Consider the following 19,638-nt stretch of genomic DNA (forward strand, 5'->3'; position numbering starts at 1 on the left):
GTCGGTACGCCGGGTCGCCGTCGCGGGCGGAGCTGGAGAAGCCGTTCTTTCTGGACGCCGCCTGCCGGGGTCCGCGCTGCAGGTGACCACGGCGCGGTTCGTGGGCCGCTTCCTGTTCGATCCGGTGGATGTGCCGACCGAGGTGGTGGACTACCTGGCGACCCGACTGCAGATCGCCGATGCCTCGGCGGCCAAGGTCGACGCCGAGCAGCGGCAGACGCCGTTCGACCATCAGGAGGAGGTCGGGAAGGCCCATGGGCTGCGGCACTTCGCCGAGGCCGAGTTCGCGGCGTGGGTGGATACGGGACACCGGGGACGGCGCGGCCGCCCGACGCGCCTTTTCGCTCCGATGCCGGTCGACCTCCGTCCCCGGCCATACGAGGGCGGGGCGATTCCGCGGCCCGGCGAGCGTGGAGTGGGGAGCGCCGTCGCGGCCTGGTTTCCCCGGCGGACCTCGCGCCGTGCCTCCCGGGTGGACCGCCCCGCCCCATCCGGCCAGCCCATCCTGAAGCACTAGATCATTTTCCTAAAAGCATTAGCCTTCTGTATAGTCGTTTATGGAAGTTGAGGGAAGTGTTATGCCACGAGCGGGACTCACCACGGAACGACTGACCAGAGCGGGGGCGGAGCTGGCCGACGAGGTCGGTTTCGACCAGGTCACCGTCTCGGCGCTGGCCAGGCGGTTCGACGTCAAGGTCGCGAGCCTGTACTCACACCTGAGGAACTCTCAGGACCTCAGGACCAGGATCGCCCTGCTCGCCCTGGAGGAACTCGCCGATCGCGCCGCCGAGGCCCTGGCCGGCCGGGCCGGCAAGGACGCCCTGACGGCCCTCGCGAACGTCTACCGCGACTACGCCCGCGAACACCCCGGACGCTACGCCGCGGCCCAGTTCCGCCTGGACCCGGAGACGGCGGCCGCCAGCGCCGGGGTCAGGCACGCCCAGATGACCCGGGCGATCCTGCGCGGCTACGACCTGGCCGAACCGGAGCAGACCCACGCGGTCCGGCTCCTGGGCAGCGTCTTCCACGGTTACGTGTCCCTGGAGATGGGGGGAGGGTTCAGCCACAGCGCGCCCGACACCCAGGAGACGTGGACACGGACCCTGGACGCCCTCGACACCCTGTTGCGGAACTGGCCCGCTGCCTGACCGTGACGCGCGCCCGGCACGGCCCCGTGCCGACGTGGCGAACCAGAGCGACCCGAACGATCTCGAACAGCAGGCGACACGATGCACATCACCACACCCGTCACCACCGATCTCCTCCGCGGCGCGCTCGACCTGGAGCACACCGAACGCGGTGTGCTCCCACACCGGTTGCCCTCCTGGGCCCGGGCCCAGTGCGCCGACCCGCAACTGGCCATGGCGGAGTCCCAGCCCTCGGGGGTGCGCCTGGCCTTCCGCACCAGGGCCACCGTCGTGGAACTCGACACGCTTGCCACCAAACGCGCCTACGTGGGCGCCCCTCCCCGCCCGGACGGCGTATACGACCTGGTCATCGACGGCCGTCTCAGCGACCAGGCCGTCGTGGACGGCGGAAACACCCTGTCCATCGACATGGTCACCGGCAGCGTCGAGAAACGGCCCGGGCCGGCCGGCACCGTGCGGTTCGCCGGTCTGCCCGACCGCGTCAAGGACGTCGAGGTCTGGCTCCCGCACAACGAGACCACCGAGCTCCTCGCCCTGCGCACCGATGCCCCCGTCGCGCCCGTGCCGGACCGGGGGCGGCGGGTGTGGCTGCACCATGGCAGTTCGATCAGTCACGGCTCCGACGCCGCCAGTCCCACCACCACCTGGCCCGCACTCGCCGCGTCCCTCGGCTCCGTGGAACTGGTCAACCTCGGTCTGGGCGGCAGCGCCCTGCTCGACCCCTTCACCGCGCGCACCATACGGGACGTCCCCGCCGACCTGATCAGCCTCAAAATCGGTATCAACATCGTCAACGTGGACCTGATGAGGCTGCGCGCCTTCACCCCCGCGGTCCACGGTTTCCTCGACACCGTCCGCGAGGGGCACCCCACCACGCCCCTGCTGGTCGTCTCTCCGATCCACTGCCCCACCCACGAGGACACCCCAGGCCCCGGCGCCCCGGTCTTCACCGACGGGAAGGTGGAGTTCCGGGCCGTGGGCGACCCGGCGGAGCGCGCCGCGGGCAAGCTGACGCTCACCGTCATCCGCGGGGAACTCGCCCGCATCGTCGAGCAGCGGGCCGCCGACGATCCGAACCTGTACTACCTCGACGGCCGTGACCTCTACGGCGAGGCGGACTTCGCCGAGCTGCCGCTCCCCGACGGGCTCCACCCGGACGCGGCCACCCACCGCCGCATCGGCGAACGCTTCGCCGACCTCGCTTTCGGCGCCGGCGGTCCGTTCGCCCCCCGGCACCCCTGAGGGGAGCACCGCGAAATCCGGGGGAGCGGCGTTTCGAAGGCGCCGCCCCTTCCCGCCCGACGGCGCGACCGGCCGATGGGCGCCCCCGCGCGTCCCGTTCGAAGCCGTCTGCCCCGGCCAAGCGCGGTCCGGTGGACGGGGTGGGCAGAAGGGGACCGCGGTGGTCTGCGACGCCCCACGGGGCGAAGGCGCCTGCCGCCGGCTCCACGGCCGTGGCCGGGAATCCCCTTCTCCTCGACGCCCGGTGGCCTCCCGCCACGGCGCGATGCCGTCACCGCTGCCCCGGACCCGTCCACGGAGCGTCGTCCCGGGGTGCAGGCCGCCGGCACCGGTGGTGCTGGCACCGAAGGCGCGAGAACCCCGTCGCCACGGTCACGCCCCCGCCCCGGCAGGTGCCGGAGGGCGGGGGCGGGGCTCACCCGTGTCGGCCGACCACGCCGCCGGCGAACGGCATCGCCCGCCACTGCTCGATGGACGGTTCCAGGTATCCCAGCAACGAGGGAAGCTGCGAAGTGAGCGTGAGACAGGCGATGACCCGCAGCATCCCCACGGCGTTCACGAAACCCAGGACGTCGCCGTTCAACGTCCTCATGCCGTTGCGCCGCGCGCCACGGTCGTAGGCGGATTCGAGGGCGGGGCCGAGCGCGGCCAGGTCCCATTCGACGGGACCCAACGTGACCAGCTCGAAGTCGGAGTAGAGGTCCCCGTCCACCCCGGGGAAGATGTTCGCGGGCGGAGAGTCGCCGTGGACGGGCTGGACGTCGATCCCCGGAAACGCCTCCTCGAACGCCGCGCGCGAGCGGACGAGGGGTTCCAGAACCTGCCACTCTCGGCGCGCGCGGTCCAGATCATCCGGGCCGATGAGGTCGCGACGCTTGTCGAGCAGGGTGAGGCTTTCCGCGACGAACTCGGGTTCGGCCGACGACAGGAACGACAGCCGGCCGGGGTAGTCGCGCATCGCGGCGTGCAGGTCGGCGACGCTCTCGGAGTTCGCCTCGTAGTCGGGCTCCCCCTCCCGCCTCTCCTCGACGAACCGCCAGAACGTCATCGAGAACCCGTCGCGCTGAACAGGTTCTCGGGGCACGAGGGGGCTGGGAGGGATCACGGGAGTTCCCCGCGCCGCGAGCCACCGCGTCACGTCCAGTTCCGCCCGCTGGCGGTGCGCCAGGGAGGCGAGGTCCGTGCAGTGCGGCAGGACGGTGGGCACCCGGGCCACGACCGGTGAGGGGGCGAGGTGGACGACGACGGAGAAGAGATCATGGAGCACCACGGCGTCGGTCACGGCGAGCCCGAGATCACGCCCCGCCCCGACCGCGGCGTCGACCGCGGCGGAGGTGCGGCGGGCGATCTGCGATGGTGTCACGGAATCGGTCATGGGGTGATCGTTCCATGCCGCGGCGCGGGAGTGACGGCGGCTCCCGGGGCGCGGTACTCACCGGTTCGGGTTCCTCGGCGCCCCGACGAGCCGTCGAACGCCGGGGGCGAATCCCGGGGCGTGTTGTCCCGGCCGTCTCGGCGGGCTCGGACGGCCGGAGGACACCGCCGGGTCCACCCCGGCCGACACCTCGATCCCCTCACCCCCAGGTGAGGGGATCGAGGTGGAGGTAGAACCGTTCCCGGTCACGGTCGAGGACGAGGCCGTACCGATCGGCGAAGTCCTTCTCGGCCGCCTCCGCCTGCCGTTCGTCGTCCCACCTCTCCCGGGCGGTGGCGAGGAGGAGCGCGATGTCGGCGTAGGGGTCGGCCCGTCCGAGCCGCCCCAGGTCGATGAAGCCGGCCACGTCCAGGGTCTCCGGATCGAGGATGATGTTGGGCAGGCACAGGTCCCCGTGGCAGACGACACTCTCGTCGGCCTCCTGCTCCAGGCGGTGTCCGAGCTGTGGCTCCAACCGCGCGAGCAGCCGCTCGGGTGGGGTCCGCTGCTGTTCCACGGGCAGGAACTCCGGGTTGACCGCGCCCCGCGCCACAACGTCACGGGCCGCGGCGAACATGCGGGTGAGGTCCCGGGAGAACGGACAGCGGGACGGGGGAAGGTCGTGCAGCCGGCGTACGGCGTCCGTGATCGTCCCCCACGCCGCCCGGAGCCTCGAAGCGGAGAGGGTGTCGGCGCCCACTCCCCGGACGGCGCTGGTGACCAGGCAGGCCCCTTCGTCGGTGGCCCGCCAGTCGAGCACGCGTGGTCCGGGAACCGCCTGCGCGCTCAGCCACTCGACCCGATCGCGCTCCGCCTCCAACGAGACCGCCTGGTCGCCCCGGACGCACTTGGCGTACCGCGACCCGTCAGCGGAGCGGAAGACGGCGGCCCCCGACTCGCCCACCGTCACCGCCGTCCAGCCGTCGCCGGGCAACCGCGCCCACGGGGGAGGGACCGATTCGACCATGGCCGTCAGCCTAGCGCCCAAGCGTCCCGCCTCGACGGTCGACGTGGGAACCCGCGACCCCCTCGACAAGGGGGAGCGGTCGTCCGGTCGGCCTCGACCGTGGTGAGGCGAACCCTTGACGTCCGCGTGCCGACGTTTCCCGCCCGGTCCCGATGACGCAAGGACTCCCGGGTTCCTCCGCTTTGGGGAGAACACCGCCCGAGCGTCCCCCTCACAGCACCGGCCAGGCGGAGCGGGCGTGTTCGAGCGGTCTCGCCCCCGCTCACCGATCGGCCCGGTCTCAGACCCACGCCGGCGCCGCGGTGGCCGCCTGGAGTACCGGAGCCGTCGCGGCGGGACGGGCGCGGCCCTACCCGGCCGGCGGTCCAAGGCGACGCGAGTGGAACAGCGCTTACACGCCTGTCGGGCCGGCACCGCCGCGTTTCCACGGCGTGGTCGGTGTCCGCACCGTGTTCGGGAGGGTCTCCTCGCCCACCGCTGAAGCGGTGTCCTGGGGCCGCGCCCTGGACGGCCCCAGGCCGGGGCTGCGCCGCCGACCTGCCGTCCGTCTCCTGCGGGGCCACCTCGACCAGCGATCGAGTTGGTGTCGGTGCCCGGTTTGGGGAAGCGCCCACGCGGCCCGCCCATCCGCGCGCAATGCCCTCACCGTGGCCGTTCGCCCCCGGGCCCGGGCAGCGCCCATCTTCGAGGCGGGCCTTCTCACGTGGGAACCTCCCTGCCGGGACCAGGAGGGGCATCCCGGTCAACCGCCCTGGAAGGCCGCTCCCGGATCCGACGCCGAGGTGGGGAGGAAGCCCTGGAAGACCCACGTGTAGCGGTCGTCCTCGCTCTCGGGGCCGTAGAGCGCGCGGGGGTTCTCGTCCTCGCCCTCGGGCTGCTCGGGCACTCCCACCCCGTCCGGCACCAACAGCATGACACCCAGCTCGTCCAGCGGGACGCCCTCGATCTCATTGCGGTTGTAGACCTTGTCCAGGCTTTTCCCGGCCCAGTAGGGCGGACCGCCACGCAGGCGGATGCTCACGTAGTCGTCGGTCATGTCTGCCATGAAGCGATCCTGCCGCGCTCGACGTTGGTCCGCAGGCGTTCCCGGCAACGAGGCTGGCCGATCCCGGCCGGTGAGCGGGAGCGGGGCCGATGAAGGGGGCGGGCCGGGGTGTGACCGCCGATCGCCTGGCCGGCCACCGGGTGGCGGCCGGATTCAGGGGACAGGAATCCGAGTCGGCGCGGATCGTGGCCGGGCGAGCACATGGCGGACGCGAGGTGCGCCGACGTCGGTCCGGTGATCTCGGGTCCCCCTGCCGTCGAGGACCGGTCCGGGCTCTTGGCGGTGGCCTCCCCGCCCCGCGTGAGGCGGGCGCGGCCCCGTTGGGCCTGGGGGCGGACCATCAACGGAACCCCGTTCCAAGGGGTTCGCCTCTGCCCGCGGCATCTGGGGCATGGCGGTGGGGTTCCGCGCAGATGAGCAGGCGGGGAGGTCAGGGGGCTCGGGGGCGTGACCGCAGGCCTTGCCGGCGAAGACACGGGTGTCCCCGGCCGCAGGGAGGGGGCGAGCCGACGTCGAGCGCTGACCCTGGGGAGAGCCGGGCGTGCCCGATCAGCGCCCCGCCGACGGCCGGGGCGAGCGGGTCATCGGGTGGGACGAGGACGGCGTCCAACCGGAGAGCGCGGGAGAAACGCCGCCCCCGCTTGTCGGACACCCGGGGTTTCCGGCCACGTTTTCTCGACGCTTTGCCGATGCTCGACCTGCCCGCGTCGATCGTTTCCGAGGGCGAAGAGCGGTTCTTCCACCAGCCGCCGGCCCAAGCGCGCGTCACGGGCTGCTTCGCGGATCGCCGAGGCTTCGGGAAACCCGGGCAGGATAGAGTCGATCCGTCCATGTGATCACCGACGCCTTGGGGTCGGTGCGCCGAGGAGCCGTCAATGCGCCGCTTCGATTCCACGTACGCGGCGCGGCTCGCCGCCTATGAGACCGTGGCCGCTCGTCTGTCGTTGTCGAGCGACCGGCGGCTCGGTGACGTCGTGGCGTCGGCCGCCGCGGTCGGATCCGGCATCGGCGGCAGGTCCGCGGAAGTGGACATCGACGGGACGCGGGTCTTCGTCAAGAGGGTGCCGTTGACCGACGTCGAGGCCCGGCCGGAAAACGTCCGGTCCACGGCGAACCTCTTCGGCCTGCCGTTGTTCTACCAGTACGGAGTGGGGTCGGCCGGGTTCGGTGCCTGGCGGGAGCTGGCGGTCCATACCATGACCAGCGCCTGGGTCCTGGACGGGGAGCACGAGGGGTTCCCCCTGATGTACCACTGGCGTGTCCTGCCCGATTCCCCTCCCGAGGGTTTCGTGGACGAGTTCGGCGGCATCGACGGCGCGGTCGCCCACTGGGAGGGCTCACCGGCCGTGCGCGAACGGCTGGAGGCCATCGGCCGTTCCTCCCACAGCCTGGTGCTTTTCCTTGAGCACGTGCCGCAGACCCTCGGCGCGTGGCTGAGCGAACACCGGGAGAACGCGGCGCCGGCCGGTGCCGGCTCTCCCTGTCCGCGGGTGGAGGACGCCTTGGCGCGGGGAGCGGCGTTCATGAGCTCTCACGGGCTCGTGCACTTCGACGCCCATTTCAACAACCTCCTGACCGACGGACAACTGATCTGCTTCGCGGACTTCGGACTGGCGCTGAGCTCGGACTTCGAGCTCTCAGCAGCCGAGAGGCGGTTCCTTTCGGATCATCTCGCCTACGACCGCCACTACATCGCGAGCCATCTGCTCCACCACCTCGTCGACCGCCTTCGGGGCGATGTGGAAAGAGACGTGTTCCTGCACAAGTGGAGCGCGGGGCGCAGGCCCGGCGGTGTTCCACCGGAGACCGCGGCGATCATCGAGCGGCATGTCCGAAGCACCGTTGTCCTGGACGACTTCCACCGCCGGCTGCTCACGGAGAGCAAGCAGACACCCTTTCCGGCCGCCGAGCTCGACCGTGCCGCGGCCGCCGGGGCAGCACGCGGTTGAGGGATCCGGATCTCCCTCCTCCTGAGAGGTGAGGAGGCCGGGGACCGGGGCCGACGGATCGCCGAGGCGGATGAGGACACGGCCGTCGTCTTGAACGATGTCGTCGCCGGCCAGTGGGGTGATGCGGATCAGGCGGAGGGCGGCGCCGGGCATGCCGCGGCCTGAGCGCGCGGTAGCCCACCGTCTCATCGAGGACGCGGTGCAGGGGTTCGAGGCGGCGGTGTCGGGCGGGCCGCTGCCCTCCGGTGATGGTCGGGCGGGGGAACGTCGGCCGCGAGGAGAGCGGGCCGCTGTCGCACGCCCAGGCCCGGCCTTGGCGCGGGATTTCGTTCCGTTGCTCGCGCACCCCCAGGTTGGCGGGGAGTTTGCCCCCGGCTTGGCATGGGCCGACGGGGCCGCAGGGAACGACCAGGCATGTCGCCTGTCGTGGTGGAAGGGGGCACGGGCATGCCGGGCAGCACGGACATCCTCGCGGGTCTGAGCCGGATCGGACCCGAGCTGGAGGCGTTGTACAGGGACCTGCACTCCCATCCCGAACTCGGCCACGCCGAGCATCGCACATCCAACCGGGTCGCGCGGCTGCTGACCGACTGCGGCTACGACGTGCGCGACGGGATCGGCGACACCGGAGTGGCGGGTGTGCTCGCCAACGGCGACGGGCCGGTGGTACTGGTCCGGGCGGACATGGACGCCCTCCCGATCGAGGAGCGGACCGGCCTGTCCTATGCCAGCGCCACCACCGCGCCCGGGGAGGGAGGCACGCCACAGCCGGTCATGCACGCCTGCGGGCACGACGTCCACGTCACCTGCCTGCTCGGCGCCGCCCGGCTCATGGCCGAGTCCCGCGACGCCTGGAACGGCACCCTCGTCGCGCTGTTCCAGTGCGCAGAGGAAACCGGCGACGGCGCCGACGCCATGGTCGCCGACGGCCTGACCGACCGCGTTCCCCGTCCCGAGGTGTGCCTGGCCCAGCACGTCCTGCCCATGCCGGCGGGCCGTGTCGGCACCCGATCCGGCCCGGTCCTGTCGGCGGCCGACAACTACCGGATCACCGTACACGGGCGAGGCGCCCACGGCTCACAACCACAGGCGAGCGTCGACCCGGTGGTGATCGCGTCGATGATCGTCGTGCGGTTGCAGACCATCGTCTCCCGCGAGATCGGCATGCTCACCCCCGCCGTGGTGACCGTGGGCAGCGTGCACGCCGGCACCAACCCCAACAACGTCCCCGAGTCCGCCAGGATGGAGATCAACGTCCGCACCTACGACGAGGACACCCGGGCGAAGGTGCGCGCGGCCATCGAACGGATCGCCAAGGCCGAGTGCGCGGCGGCGGACACGCCGAAACCGCCGGACATCGAGCGGTTCGGCGGCTTCCCGCCGACCGTCAACGACGAGGCGACCACCGGGAAGGTCGCCCGCGCGTTCGCCCGGCACTTCGGCGACCGGGCCACCACCCTCGACCTACAGACCGCCAGCGAGGACTTCAGCGAGATCCCGAAAGCGTTCGGCGTGCCCTACACCTACTGGGGCATCGGTGGCACCGACCCCGACCAGTACGCTCGGGCGGTGAAGAACGGCACCCTCGACAGCGACGTCCCGGTCAACCACAGCGCCCGGTTCGCCCCGGTGGTCCAGCCCACCATCGACACCGGCGTGCGGGCCATCGTGGTCGCCGCCGCGCAGTGGCTCACCCGTGCTCCGTGACGTCCCCACGGGCGCGATGGGAGCGGACCATCGGCCCCGGGCGGCGGGCGTCATCGTGGGCGGACGCCCCCGAGGACTCCGGAAAGGCCGGCCCGACGGGATGGCGGGACAGCCGCGAAGCACCGGCCACGACGGGACCGGACGATGGCGTTCCGCCCGTACCTCGACGAAGCGCGCCGCCGGTTTGACCCTGACGCTACGTCAGTTTCTAGCATCGGGCCCATGCCGATCACTGTTCTCGACACCTACTCCGTCATGAGGCGGATCCTGCTGGCCCCGGCCGCAGACCGCGTCGACCTGCTGCGTTCGATGCTGGAGCCCAGCAGGGGGATGTACCGCTACCAGCCCGGTGAGGTCGACCTGCCGGCCGTGCACGTCGAGACGTCCGGGTTCCCCATCGACCGGGACGAGGAGCGTTGCCTCGACGCGCTCGAAACCCTGGCGGCGGCCGGGGCCTGGGAGCGGATGCAACGCGCCTTCGACGACGCTCTCGCCGTACTGCTGGAGGCGACACCGGGGCTGGAGGATCCGGACATCACCGTGCTGTTCGTGCTCGGCGATCCGGGGGACGAACACTTCATGGGTCCCTGCCAAGGCGTGACCGGGTTCGGCGGCATCTCGGGCCACATCGCGATCACGCTGTGGCCCTACCCCGAGAACGTGGAGCGGCTGGAGGCCACCTGCGTGCACGAGCTCCACCACAACCTGCGGTTCGGCCCCGGCGGGGTCGTGTGGGACCCGATGTCCGTCACGGTCGGCGAACACATCGTCTCCGAGGGGCTGGCCGACGCCTTCGCCCGACAGCTCTACGGCGACGAGCTCGGCCCCACCCGCATCGGTGTACCGCACCTGCGCGACGACGAGGTCTTCGCCAAGGTACTCACCGGGCTCGACGTGACAGGCATGCAGAACTTCACCGCCTGGGTGCACGGCGACCCCAGCGCCGAGCGCTTCGGCCTCACCCCGGTGGGACTGCCGATGGGCGCCGGGTACGCCGCGGGCAACCGGTTGGTCGACACCTACCTGGCGGTGACCGGGCAGACGGCGGCGCAGGCCCTGCACGCCGACAGCTCGGAGATCATCGCGGCCACGCTCCGCCGCAGGTGACGCCGGAGCGGTGGAGCGGACGGTCCAGGAGCCCGTGACGACGGCGGGCAGTCGCGCCACCAGGATCGCTTCGGGCTTCCTGGACTGTCCCCGGGGTGCCGAGAACGGCTCCTGGTCCGACCCCACGGCGGTCGCCCGGCAACAATCGGACCTGGCCGTGCACCGGCTCGGCATGGGTGTGCGGCCATCACCGAGGGCCTGGCCGACAGGGGGGCACCAAGGGCGCTGTGCTCACAGTGCCGCCCGGCGGCAAGGTCCCGGGATCCACGAATCGGCGATGACGGCGCCGTAGCCGTCCGCGATCGCTCGGCGCCGCCCGCCCGCGCCGGAAGGTTCGAGGTGGTGAGCGAGCTCGGCGCGTCGAGGGCGTCGTCGGCCGAGGAGACCGTGCCGCGGTGGCGTGGTGTGGCCGCCCGCCGATCCTCCTTTCGGATCCGGGGTGTCGGCGTCTTGGAGGCCAGGCCCTGACGGGCCGGCGCGGCCGACCTCGGCCACCCGAGGCGGCCCCGCCACCGCAGGCCCGGCCCGGGACCCGCTGTGCCGACTCGCTCGATCCGCCCAGCCGAGCTGCGGAGACACCGGTTCGGGCGAGACCTCGCCCCGGTCGGCGGCCGGCCTTCCATCCGGGCGGCCCCCCTTCCCGAACCGGGTCCAGGGACTACCCGGCGGATCACGTGATCACTAGGCTCCGGGAATGGACCGAGTCACCGACATGCCTGGGACTCCCGCCCGGGCCGCGCGTCCGGGCCAGGCGAACGACTACGACGGCTTCGCCGAGGCCTATATGGCGGACAACGAGAACAACCTCCAGAACGCCTACTACGAGCGGCCCGCGATGCTGGCCCTCGCCGGTGAGGTGGCCGGCCGCCGGATCCTGGACGCCGGCTGCGGCGCGGGCCCCCTGTCCGCTGCTCTGCGCGACCGCGGTGCCGACGTCACCGGCATCGACGCCAGTGCCGGAATGCTGGCGTTGGCCAGGCGGCGGCTCGGCGATGATGTGGACCTGCGCGTATGCGACCTGAGCGACCCCCTCCCCTTCCCCGACGGGGCGTTCGACGACGTGGTCGCGTCACTGGTCCTGCACTACCTGGAGGACTGGGGGCCGACGCTGGCCGAGATGCGGCGCGTGCTCAGGCCCGGCGGCCGGCTGATCGCCTCGGTGCACCACCCGTTCGTGGACTACGCGATCCAAGCCCCCGGCCCGACTATTTCGCGACCACCAGCTATATCGAGGATTTCACGTTCAGCGGACAGCCCGTCACGCTGAAGCTGTGGCGCAGGCCGTTGCACGCGATGACCGATGCCTTCACGGCCGCCGGTTTCCGCCTTGCCGTCGTCAGCGAGCCGCAGCCCGATCCGGCCGCCCGCGAGCTGTTCCCCGACGACTTCCACGCCCTGTCGACCGGGATCGGTTTCCTCTTCTTCGTCCTTGAGGTGCCGCCGTCGCCCACGCCTTAGAACGACGAGCCGGTCGCAGATCATGAGCGGAGCCGGAGGTCCGGCGAGGCGACGGTGAGGTGAGACGGGCGACGAGCCCGTTCAGCGCCCGCGGGGTTCCGATGACGCCTCCGGCTCCCTCATGGCGGCCGCTGGATTCGCCACCGTTTCCCCTATCCAGCGTTTGGTGACGGAGTGAGCCGAACGCGCCGGGGCCCCAACCTCGCCTCCTCGATGAACATCGGCATGTTCAACCTCGGCAACGCCATCGGTGCCCGGTTCGGCGGCTACGTCATCAGCGCGGGACTCGGCGACAGCAGCCCCAACCTCGCCGGAGGGCCGCTCGCGTTCGGCGCCCTCATGGTCGACCCCCTCATCCGGCTGCCATCCAAGAAGTCTCTCAGCGGACAGCGACATCCGGTCATCGAACAGGTGTGTTGAGGCTCTCGGCGTCGTGCCTCTTCCGCGCAGGCTACGTCCGATGAACGGGAGCCGGTCCGTCTGGCGTTCATCGGCCTGGTCCGGGTCAGCACCGACGAGAAGAGAGACCAACGGCGGCATGCGGCTTGGGCCAGATCGTTCGAGAAGAAGACCAGCGGCGAGCTCGCCGCGTCGCGGACCGGTCCGCGCTGTCGCGCATCCGTGAGGGGACATGCTGACCGTCCACGAGTCGATCGCCCGGGCCGCAACCCATCGGAGGGGCTGATCGTCTTCAGTGACCTGCTCCAGCGGGGGATCGCGGTCGAGGTGCGGGAGGGCGCCGTGGCCGATGGGGCGCACGGGAAGTTCCACCGCGGGTGGCTCCCGTGGGAACAGGTCGTGGCGGGGCCCTGCTCATCGCCGAACCGAAGCCCGGCTCTCCACCGCTGATTCCTCCCGCGCTCGGCCTTCCCATGGGCGGGGGGCCGAGCGCTGCTGCGACCACCTCGTCGCGCGAGCGGACACCCCCCGCCAATTTCGTTTCGTTAACAACGTAATGAAGCTACTTAATACGTTAACCTCAAACGTTAACACCTCCGAAGGCATGGGATTTCTGGCCTCCGATAAGTGAACCTTATCGGAGGCTTAGAACGAGTATTAATACAAAATGGCCAGCGGAAGGGGATTACGTTTGCGGGGCCCATCCCCGCGAGGGTGGGGCGGGTGCGGCACCTCAGAGAGGGGGTGTCCGGTGGGACGCTCCGCGCGACGCGCTCCACGAGAAACGAGGAGGCCTCCCCGAAAGGGGAGCATTGGACATCCGTTCAACTACACTGAGCAATGAATGGACACGGACGGTGACAATGCTTCTATATGGCCCTGAGGGCGAGTTGGAGGGAGTGTCGTCTCGTCAGGATCTATGACACCGGTCCGTGCAAGAAAAGCCGTCAGCGTCGATTCTGTGGCGTCAATTTTCGGTACAACCTGTCGTGAAAATTACGCAAAACGTACTTAACGGACAAGAAGTTGGCGGAGGGGACGGCGCCGCGACGGTGACTCCGACGTCCCTCCTGGTCGGCAGGGGGCCTGGGGAACGGGGGCCGGCGACGGACAGGATGCTCTCTCCCGCCTCGAAGCCCCTTCGGTCCGGCTCCCGGGGAAGGGGATTGCTCCGCCCGGCGGTTTCCCCGGTGCTTGGGCGCCGCCACGTGATCGGGGATGGTGCCGGACCAGGGGCGCCGCCCCGGGTGGAGGAGCCCGCGATGCTCTCCATCCCGGACCACCACACCTCGGGTTGCCGCCGTACCGAAGGAATCCTCCCCGTGAATCACCAGCCGGTGATTCGTACCCGACCGCGTAACAGTCCACGGATTCCCCGCCCTGTCCCGGCCCTTCGGGAGAACCGGATCCGGACGTGACCGTGCTGCTCGACCCGCTCGACACCCTCCGTCATTCGCATGCCATGTCTTCAGCGCAGACACGGCTTCATCCGCGATCCCTCCACCGTGGGACAACCGACGCTGGGCTACCGGAGCGTCATGAAAGGACACGAATGAGGTCCGCTCTGGCATGTCAGCAGCGCCCTGCGCGCACTCGTGGATTCCGGCTTATCTGTCCGCGCCTTCTCGGGGCCGGACGGGCCGGTGAATCCGGCGGACGCGGACCGCCGGAGCCGAGGCGGCGAATCGGACGGGCTCCGTCGAGGAGGAAGGTGACCGCGCTGGTCATGGCGCGCGCACGTCAGTCGGTGATGATGACCTCGCGGTGGATCCAGGCGGGATCGTGGACCGCGTCGTGCATGAAGTGCCCGACGTCGGCGCGGCTGATCCGGGGAACCCCCTTCATCTCGATGTGATCGCCCACGCGGTAGGCGCCCTTGGCCGGACCGTTGGTGAGGGCGGTGGGGTAGACGATCGTCCAGTCCAGTCCGCTCGCGCGGATGGTCTTCTCGGAGAGGGCCTTGTTGGCGTAGATGTCGCGCAGGAACGTCTTGTACATGGCCTTCTGAAGGGGCGCTGCCGATTCGTATGTGGCGCCCACCCCGTACGACGACATCCAGACGAGGCGGGAGACCCCGGTCTTCTTCGCCACCGCGTCCACCGCACTCGCCGCTCGCGTGAAGAGATCATTGGCGCGGATGGAGGTGCCGCGGCCGATGGTGGAGATGACCGCGTCCTGGTCGGCCATCGCCTTCGCCAGGTCGTCGGCCGACGTCGCGTCTCCCGCGACGACGGTGACGCGCCCCGCCAGGGGAGCGAGCCTCTCCGGCCGGCGGGCGAGGACGGTGACCGTGTCGCCGTGTTCGAGCGCGCGTTCGACGACATGCTTCCCTGTGTGGCCGGTCGCCCCCAGGATCAGCAGCTTCATACCCGTGTCCCTCTCTGCGCCCGAGCATCGCGGCCTTCCAGGAAGGCGACACCCGCCAAGCGGACAGCTGTCCGGCTGACCGGAGCGTAGCGGACGACTGTCCGCCTGACAAGGACGCCCAGAGGGACGACGTTACCGGAGGGCGCGGGGTCCCGCCTGGAGCGCTGCCATGACCAGATCGAGGAGCCGCTCGGCGCGGGCCTCCCACCGCTCATCGGGGGCGATCTGCCACAGGCCGGAGACCAGGATGACGAAGTCCTCGACCGTGATGTCCGGCCGGATGGTGCCGGCTCGCCGATTCGCGGCGAGGAGGGTCTCGATGGCCCCGATGACCAGGGCGTACCCCGGGCGGGCGGATGTGTCCTCGGCGCCGTCCGTCTGACGTGTCACGCCGCCCAGGCCGGCCTTGGTGAGCGCGAAGCGGGCCAGCTGTGACATCCACGCCCGCAGCGCGCGGTCGGGCTCGGTCGCCTCGGTCAGTTCGTGGGCGGAGCCGACGAGCCCTTCGACTTCGCGCTGGTGGACCGCCCAGAGAAGGGCTTCCCGGTCGGGGAAGTGGCGGTACAGGGTGCCCTGGCCGACCCCGGCGCGTTTGCCGATCGCGCTCAGTGACACGTCCGCGTCGCGTGCGAGCTCCACGACGGCGGCCTTGAGAATGCGCTCCCTGTTGCGCTGCGCGTCAGCGCGCTGCACCGCTTCGCCGGCTCGGGTCATGTCTCATCCTCCCGGTACAAGCGGACGGCTCTCCGTTTGTACTGTACGCCCACGCCGGAGAGTGAAGGAGGCGATCTGCCTGGCCGCACCTGGAGACCCCGGTCTCGTAGGAGACGGCCGGCGCTGTGACCATGCGGGGCCGGTGGGACCACATGGTCGGCCGCGGCCGTGCCGTCCACCGTGGTAGGGATCGTCCTGGCCGAGGCGGAGAGGGGTTGACGCGATCGACCGCGAGGCGGTGATCCGGCTATCCAACACACTCCTGACCTCGGTCCAGGGCCACGCCCCCGAGGACCGCCTGCGCGTCGAGGCCGTCTACGACGAGGAACGCGCCATCCTCAAGATCATCGTGCTGGGGGCGTTCGGCGCCATGTCGGAGGTGCTGAGGAGCATCGGCACGCTGATCGGGGACGCGTCCGCTCCACGGGCTCCCGCGCCGGTGGTGGAGGGTGCGGCCCGCCCACCGGCCGGGGTGGCCACGCTCCGGCTCCCGCGGGAACCGCGTCCACCAGGTGTTCCGCGAGGTCGGCCGGTCGAGCATCCCGGGATCGAGAGGCGATGAGCGCGGGGCAGACGCTCAGAGGGAACGCTCGGGGAAGGTGACCTTCGTCAGCTCTTCGGAGACCTCCCACAGGCGGCGCGCCACCTCGGTGTCGCGCGCCCGCGCCGAGCGGCCGACCGGCTTCGGGGCGCCGCGTCCCTCCAGGAAGCCCCCCGGGCCCACGTAACCGTCGCCCGGCATCTCCGCCACGGCCGCGTAGAGCGTCGGAAGGGCCCCGTCCTCGTCGCTCTGCGTGAAAAGCGCGATCGCCGCCTTCTGCGCGAGGTGGACCGCGCGTCGCCGGCCGTCGGGTCTCAGCAGGTTCGTGGCCGCTACGCCGGGGTGCGCGGCGGTCGCGATCACCGGTGAGCCGACGCGGGCGAGCCGTCGTTGGAGTTCGGTCGTGAACAGCAAATTGGCCAGCTTGGATTGTGCGTAGGCGGCTATCGCGCGGTAGGGCCTGTGCTCCCAGTTGAGGTCGCCGAAATCGATCGCGCCCACCCTGTGCCCGTTGGAGGAGACGGTGACGACCCGCTCCCGGATCCGTGGCAGGAGCAGGTTGGTGAGCGCGAAGTGTCCCAGGTGGTTGGTCCCGAACTGTAGCTCGAAGCCGTCGGCCGTGCGGGAGAGCGGCGGGATCATGACCCCCGCGTTGTTGATCAGCACGTCGACGGGCTCGGTGAAGTTCTCGGCGAACGCGCGGACCGAGGAGAGGTCGGCGAGGGCGAGCGGCCGGACCTCGACGTGGCCGGTCATCGTGGCGGCGGCCGCGCGGCCCTTCTCGGGGCTGCGCACGGCGAGCACGACGCGCGCCTCCCTGGCGGCGAGGACACGGGCGGTCACGCGGCCGATCCCGCTGTTCGCGCCGGTGATGACGACGGTGCGTCCCGCCAGGGAGGGGATGTCGGAAACGGAGAATGTTGTCATGGACTACAAAGTAGTCAGCGAAAACAAAGTAGTCAATGCAAACATGACTGCTATCGTAGATCCCATGGCAGACGTGACCCAAGGGCGGCCCTACCACCACGGAAACCTCCGGGCCGCGCTGCTCGACGCGGCCGAGCGCGTCCTACGGGAGCGCGGCGTGGACCAGTTGTCGCTGCGCGAGCTGGCCAAGGAGACGGGCGTCAGTCACGCCGCGCCGCGCCGGCACTTCCCGGATCGCCAGGCACTGCTGGACGCGCTCGCCGAGGCCGGATTCGCCCAGCTCGACACCGCGTTGCGTAGCGCGCTGGCGAACGCCGGCGACGACTTCCCGGCTCGTGCGCGTGCCGCCGCGACGGCCTACACCCGCTTCGCCACCGAGAACGCCGCGCTCCTGGAGCTGATGTACACCAGCAAGCACCGGCCGGGTGCGACACGGATCGTCAAGGCGGCCGAAGCGCCATTCGGGCTGTTGAACGCGCTGATCGTGCAGGGGCAGGAGCGAGGGGAGCTCCAGGCGGGCGACCCCGAGCGGATCGGGATCGTCCTGTTCGCGACCCTTCAGGGCATCGCCTCGATCATCAACGGCAATATCGTCAAACCGGAACTGCGCGACGGACTCGTGGAGGCCGCGGTCGACCAGTTCTTGCGGGGCACCCGCCCGCTTCCGTAGAACCCGCCCGCGCAGTGCCGCGGCCGGGCGTCGTCAGGGCGAGGGCCCTAGCGCGCGCTCCGCCACCGTTGTCCCGCGGGCCGCCGCCCACGCGCGCCGTTGGAGCTACTCTCCCCCGGCGCCGTTTCGGCGTGCCGGTTTCCCGTTGGGGGTCCGGGAGGCCGGGACGGAGACGTCGACGCCGTGGTTCCACCGGGTGGGGCCGGTGGCGACCTCGGCGGGCCTCCGCGTCACCACCGGCCGGCCCCCTGCGGGTAAGGAGGGCTCAAGGCGTCACGGGCCGGCAGGCGATACCGGATCTCCCGGGAGGAACGGGAGATCTTCACCGGGACACCCGTGACCGGCCGCGCCCCCGGGCGGGCGCGAGCGGGTCGTCGAGCAGCACGGGAGAGGAGTCCACGCCCCGAGCGTACGGAGAACGGTCCTGGTCACGTTGTCGTACGCCTGGCCTTCTCGACACTCCAGCCCCTGCCCAGGCCCCTTCCAGGGCGGTCGAGGGGGAGTGTTCAACGAATGATCGACATTCGGACACGCACAGGGCTTCGCGCTCAGTCACTGACATCACGGAGGGCGTTACCGGCACAACCCTGACCGGCCCCTCGGGGGCGACGGCGGTCCTCCCGATCTCGGCCCCGGTCCAGGTGAGAGGTTCCGCTGTCTGACTGTGTCCCACGCCACTGACTGACCATCTGGGCATTTTGGTCAGTTGGTTCTACTGTGGGATGGGCAGACTCCGAGGAAGGGACGCAAGACATGACGGGCACGAGTGGCAAACCGCGGGCGCTGGTAGTCGGGCTGGGTATCGCCGGGGCCGCTGCGGCGCTGCGGCTGCACCAGATCGGCTGGGAGCCGGTCGTGGTCGAACGCGCCCCAGGGCGGCGGTCGGGCGGCTACTTCGTCGGTGTGTTCGGCACCGGCGTCGCCACGGCCCGGCGCCTGGGGGTCCTGGAGCAGATCGGTGACCGCACCGCCCCTGACACCGTCGGCTACGAGGTCGACCGCGCCGGCAGACGCAGCAGGGGGATGTCGTACGACGAACTGCCCGGACACCCGCGGCTGGTACTGCGCGGCGACATCGAGAGCGCCCTGTTCGAGGCCCTGCCCCAGGACGTGCAGATCCGCTATGCCACCGTGCCCGTGCACATCCGCCAGGACACCGCGGCCGCGCACGTGACCCTGCACGACACCGCTGCGGGCACCGAGACCACCGAGGCATTCGACCTGGTCGTGGGCGCAGACGGGATGCGCTCGACCGTGCGCCGCCTGGTCTTCGGCCCTGACGCCAACCACCTGCACGCCCTGAACTACATGATCGCTGCCACACTCATGCGCGGACCGTTGGAGGGCTTCCGCGCCCAGGACGCCGTGGTGCTGGCCGAACCGGGCCGCTCCGCCTGGACCTTCGCCTTCGGCGACCACGCCCCGGGCCTGCTCTTCTCCTGGCGCACTGGCGACGTGGACGCCGAGTTCGCCCGTCCGGCCGTGGAATCGGTGCGCGCCGCCTTCGGCCCCGAGCCCCCCGGCCCGATCCTGGGCCAGTTGATGGAGGAGCTCGAGCAGGCCGACGACTTCCTCTTCGACTCCGTCCACCAGGTGCGGATGAGGCAGTGGCACCACGGCCGCGTCGTGCTGCTGGGCGATGCCGCCTGGTGCCTGACCCTGTACTCGGGCATGGGAGCCTCCACCGCCATGGCCGGGGCCGAACTGCTGGGCACCATGCTCGACCGCCACCCCGACGACCTGGGCCGGGCCCTGGACTCCTGGCACAAGCGCCTGTCGCCCTTCATCGCCTACCAGCTCAAGAGCGGTATGCAGATGCGCCAGCTCTTCACCCCCGGCGACCGGTCCCAGCAGCGTCGGCGGGCTGCGATGATGCGACTGAGGAACGCGCCGCTGATCGGCACGGTCCTGCAGAAACAGATGTCCAGGAGCGAGGACTTCCGGATGAAGGCCCTGGACATCGCCGCACCCTGACAGCTCTTC

The 19,638-nt window shown here is 70.9% G+C and carries 17 protein-coding genes and 1 pseudogene; 12 read left to right on the forward strand and 6 right to left on the reverse strand.

All coding sequences use genetic code 11. From position 1 onward, the window contains the following. Nucleotides 1–76: 76 nt before the first annotated feature. The 3 genes from B5D66_RS08615 (at nt 77) to B5D66_RS08625 (ending at nt 2,390) form a co-directional block, all read left to right on the forward strand. On the forward strand, nt 77–517 hold the full coding sequence (locus B5D66_RS08615; protein ID WP_268805291.1) for a DUF4158 domain-containing protein: 441 nt from the start codon (nt 77–79) through the stop codon (nt 515–517). Nucleotides 518–578: 61 nt separating this feature from the next. Further along, nucleotides 579–1,148 (forward strand): TetR/AcrR family transcriptional regulator, encoded by a 570-nt coding sequence (locus B5D66_RS08620; RefSeq protein WP_078761136.1) that lies wholly within the window; start codon nt 579–581, stop codon nt 1,146–1,148. 81 nt (nt 1,149–1,229) lie between these two features. Beyond that, nucleotides 1,230–2,390 (forward strand): GDSL-type esterase/lipase family protein, encoded by a 1,161-nt coding sequence (locus tag B5D66_RS08625; RefSeq protein ID WP_078761137.1) that lies wholly within the window; start codon nt 1,230–1,232, stop codon nt 2,388–2,390. Nucleotides 2,391–2,805: 415 nt separating this feature from the next. Here the strand turns inward: B5D66_RS08625 and B5D66_RS08630 are convergent, their stop codons facing one another. The 3 genes from B5D66_RS08630 to B5D66_RS08640 form a co-directional block, all read right to left on the reverse strand. Further along, a complete protein-coding gene (locus B5D66_RS08630; protein WP_078761138.1) occupies nt 2,806–3,765 on the reverse strand; it encodes a phosphotransferase in 960 nt (319 codons plus the stop codon). A gap of 199 nt (nt 3,766–3,964) precedes the next feature. After that, entirely contained in the window at nt 3,965–4,771 is an 807-nt protein-coding gene (locus B5D66_RS08635; RefSeq protein ID WP_078761139.1) for an APH(3'') family aminoglycoside O-phosphotransferase, read from the reverse strand. Nucleotides 4,772–5,513: 742 nt separating this feature from the next. Next, nucleotides 5,514–5,816, reverse strand: coding sequence for a hypothetical protein (locus B5D66_RS08640; RefSeq protein WP_144390037.1), 303 nt, complete (start codon nt 5,814–5,816; stop codon nt 5,514–5,516). 689 nt (nt 5,817–6,505) lie between these two features. On the opposite strand from B5D66_RS08640, the gene B5D66_RS25410 reads away from it, so the two are divergent. From B5D66_RS25410 to B5D66_RS08665, 6 genes and pseudogenes are all read left to right on the forward strand, one after another. Then, a complete protein-coding gene (locus B5D66_RS25410) occupies nt 6,506–6,652 on the forward strand; it encodes a hypothetical protein (RefSeq protein ID WP_159457235.1) in 147 nt (48 codons plus the stop codon). 39 nt (nt 6,653–6,691) lie between these two features. Beyond that, nucleotides 6,692–7,765 (forward strand): protein kinase family protein, encoded by a 1,074-nt coding sequence (locus tag B5D66_RS08645; RefSeq protein ID WP_078761141.1) that lies wholly within the window; start codon nt 6,692–6,694, stop codon nt 7,763–7,765. Between the two features lie 447 nt (nt 7,766–8,212). Further along, on the forward strand, nt 8,213–9,472 hold the full coding sequence (locus B5D66_RS08650; RefSeq protein WP_078761142.1) for an amidohydrolase: 1,260 nt from the start codon (nt 8,213–8,215) through the stop codon (nt 9,470–9,472). 222 nt (nt 9,473–9,694) lie between these two features. After that, a complete protein-coding gene (locus B5D66_RS08655) occupies nt 9,695–10,579 on the forward strand; it encodes a DUF2268 domain-containing putative Zn-dependent protease (protein ID WP_078761143.1) in 885 nt (294 codons plus the stop codon). A gap of 694 nt (nt 10,580–11,273) precedes the next feature. Further along, nucleotides 11,274–12,037: pseudogene (locus B5D66_RS08660) on the forward strand (class I SAM-dependent methyltransferase). A gap of 174 nt (nt 12,038–12,211) precedes the next feature. Further along, the gene (locus tag B5D66_RS08665) at nt 12,212–12,457 is read left to right on the forward strand and encodes an MFS transporter (protein ID WP_144390038.1); all 246 of its coding nucleotides are present in this window, start codon (nt 12,212–12,214) and stop codon (nt 12,455–12,457) included. A gap of 1,719 nt (nt 12,458–14,176) precedes the next feature. Here the strand turns inward: B5D66_RS08665 and B5D66_RS08670 are convergent. Next, nucleotides 14,177–14,803: an NAD(P)-dependent oxidoreductase gene (locus B5D66_RS08670; RefSeq protein ID WP_078761145.1), complete on the reverse strand. Its 627-nt coding sequence runs from the start codon at nt 14,801–14,803 to the stop codon at nt 14,177–14,179. Nucleotides 14,804–14,935: 132 nt separating this feature from the next. After that, nucleotides 14,936–15,517 (reverse strand): TetR/AcrR family transcriptional regulator, encoded by a 582-nt coding sequence (locus B5D66_RS08675; RefSeq protein ID WP_078761146.1) that lies wholly within the window; start codon nt 15,515–15,517, stop codon nt 14,936–14,938. Between the two features lie 238 nt (nt 15,518–15,755). Here B5D66_RS08675 and B5D66_RS08680 point away from each other — a divergent pair, with 238 nt between their 5' ends. Beyond that, nucleotides 15,756–16,079, forward strand: coding sequence for a hypothetical protein (locus B5D66_RS08680; protein WP_078761147.1), 324 nt, complete (start codon nt 15,756–15,758; stop codon nt 16,077–16,079). Between the two features lie 15 nt (nt 16,080–16,094). Here B5D66_RS08680 and B5D66_RS08685 read toward each other — a convergent pair whose 3' ends face one another. Continuing rightward, complete coding sequence (locus B5D66_RS08685; RefSeq protein WP_078761148.1) at nt 16,095–16,985, reverse strand: oxidoreductase; 891 nt, start codon at nt 16,983–16,985, stop codon at nt 16,095–16,097. Nucleotides 16,986–17,049: 64 nt separating this feature from the next. On the opposite strand from B5D66_RS08685, the gene B5D66_RS08690 reads away from it, so the two are divergent. Then, the gene (locus tag B5D66_RS08690; RefSeq protein ID WP_078761149.1) at nt 17,050–17,655 is read left to right on the forward strand and encodes a TetR/AcrR family transcriptional regulator; all 606 of its coding nucleotides are present in this window, start codon (nt 17,050–17,052) and stop codon (nt 17,653–17,655) included. Nucleotides 17,656–18,408: 753 nt separating this feature from the next. Further along, nucleotides 18,409–19,629, forward strand: coding sequence for an FAD-dependent monooxygenase (locus B5D66_RS08695; protein WP_078761150.1), 1,221 nt, complete (start codon nt 18,409–18,411; stop codon nt 19,627–19,629). Nucleotides 19,630–19,638: the final 9 nt, after the last annotated feature.

It is taken from the genome of Marinactinospora thermotolerans DSM 45154, assembly GCF_900167435.1.
GTDB lineage: Bacteria > Actinomycetota > Actinomycetes > Streptosporangiales > Streptosporangiaceae > Marinactinospora > Marinactinospora thermotolerans.